Annotated in this window: 2 protein-coding genes; both read left to right on the top strand. The window is 43.6% G+C overall.

Going from position 1 to position 2247, the window contains the following annotated elements; translation table 11 throughout:
• The coding region (locus QVA83_RS18480; protein ID WP_287498794.1) for a CoA-transferase at window positions 1-434 on the top strand (434 nt) is incomplete at its 5' end.
• A 262-nt stretch (window positions 435-696) separates the two neighbouring features.
• On the top strand, window positions 697-2022 hold the full coding sequence (locus QVA83_RS18475; RefSeq protein WP_014976575.1) for a DEAD/DEAH box helicase: 1326 nt from the start codon (window positions 697-699) through the stop codon (window positions 2020-2022).
• Window positions 2023-2247: the final 225 nt, after the last annotated feature.

Here is a 2247-nt window from a genome sequence, read left to right as displayed (position 1 = left end):
CGGCTATCACAGGCGCATCTATTTTTAGTAGCGCTGAGAGCTTTGCCATGATCCGCGGCGGCCACGTTGATTTTACTGTACTTGGCGCATTTGAGGTTGATGTATCGGGCAATATTGCGTCTTGGATGATACCGGGCAAACTAGTTAAAGGCATGGGCGGTGCTATGGACTTAGTTGCTGGCGCGAAGAACATAATAGTTACCATGACCCATACCGACAAACACGGTAACCCAAAACTACTTAGCGAATGTACCTTACCGTTAACCGGTGTGAACTGTATTACGCGCATTATTACCGACTTAGCAGTGCTGAGTGTTGAAGACGGCGCATTTGTGCTTCAAGAACGCGCCCCGGGCGTCAGCGTTGACGAAATTAAAGAGAAAACGGGCGGAAAGCTTGTTGTTCCTGAAAATGTACCTGAAATGCAGTTTTAAACTCTGCGTTTAATTGTGCTTTTCATTTAATTGTGTTTCGCAATGTCGCGCTTATCATTCAGCATTTATGCTCTTGTGGTAAGCGCGCGCCATTGAGTCAACTCACATTTTTGCTTTAACTTTATATTCTTCGTTGAGTAACGATTGTTACAAGCACCTGCCTTCAGTCTGCAAACTCATAAGCCTTTCCAATAAACCTTTAAATGCACCGTGCATTAAGGGATAATGCGCCCGAATGTCATTTTAAAAAGGCTATACCTTCTTGCTAGTTACTGATTTACCTGTTCACCACAAAATTATTTCAAAGCTCGAAACGAAAAACATTTCGACGCTAACCGAAATTCAAGAACGTACTATGCTGCCAGCTATTCAGGGCAAAGATATTATTGCGTCATCAAAAACGGGGTCAGGTAAAACCTTCGCCTTTTTAGTGCCAGCTATAAACAGGCTAATGTCGCAAAAAGCCCTTAGTCGTCAAGACCCACGCGCACTTATTCTTGCGCCAACTCGTGAGCTAGCCAAACAAGTTTTCATTGAAGCTAAATCAATGTGTACCGGACTAAATCTTACTTGTTCACTTATTGTGGGCGGTGAAAATTATAACGACCAAGTTAAAGCGCTTCGCCGTAACCCTCACATTATCGTTGGTACCGCTGGTCGTGTAGCCGACCATCTATTAGATAAAAGTGTGTATTTAAACGGTTTAGAGTTGCTTATCTTTGATGAAGCAGACCGAATGTTAGACTTAGGCTTCTCTGCTCAGCTTAAAATGATTAACGACTATGCTGATCACAGAAAGCGTCAAACTATGTTGTTTTCTGCCACGCTTGATAATATTGAGCTAAAGCATATGACAACACAGTTAACCAAAGGCGCTGTTCGTGTAGCTGTAGGAGACTCAACCGCAGAGCATGGCGATATCGAACAGAAGTGCTTCTTTGCAGACAATGTTGATAACAAAGATCAAATTTTACAGTTTGAACTAGCCAATCGTACCTACAACCAAGCTATCGTATTTACAGCTACCCGTGAAGATACCGATAGAATTGCAGCACTGCTTAACGAACAAAACTTAGAAGCTATTGCGCTTCGTGGTGATATGCTACAAAGCCAACGCGCAGCAGTAATGAGTGCGTTTGCTCGTGGACAGCACAGTATTCTGGTTACTACCGACCTCGCCTCTCGTGGACTAGATCTATCAAAAGTAGGATTGGTGGTTAACTTTGACCTTCCTAAGAACGCTGATGAATACATTCACCGTATCGGCCGTACAGGCCGTGCTGGGCAAAAAGGCGAAGCATTCTCGCTAATTGGCCCTCGTGATTGGAACAGTTTCGAGGGGCTTAAGAATCACCTTCAATATGCGTTAGAGTGTTCACCGCATGACGAATTCTCGGCGTCTTTCAAAGGTTTTACGCCGAAGAAAAAAGTATCGAAACAATCAAATGCGAAAAGTGGTAAAAAGCGCGTAGCGAAACCAGCAAAACCTGGCACTAAAAAACGTGTCGATACCATGTCTGGAGAAGATATTGGTATGGTTCCTGTGAAACGCAAGCCAAGAAACACTCTGTCTGACGACGACGAGTAAAACTCTATATCGTAGTTTGAACCATCATCGCCGCTAGTCACAATTCACTATTGAATAGCGGTGTGTAACCTTTCACTTTGTTTTTAATCACATTTCCTGCAGCCCTTTGATGGAACACTTCTCCATCACATGCTCTACTACGCATATAGCAACAAGTCGATTGTGCTGACTACACGCTTCAACTGTTTGTAACAAAGCGTGTAAGCGGCACAAACTCCCCCTTTA

Source organism: Alteromonas sp. AO-Serp, assembly GCF_017849675.1.
GTDB classification, from domain to species: domain Bacteria; phylum Pseudomonadota; class Gammaproteobacteria; order Enterobacterales; family Alteromonadaceae; genus Alteromonas; species Alteromonas macleodii.
The sequence above is the reverse complement of the archived record's forward strand: the minus strand, read 5'-3'. Positions and strand labels throughout refer to the sequence as shown.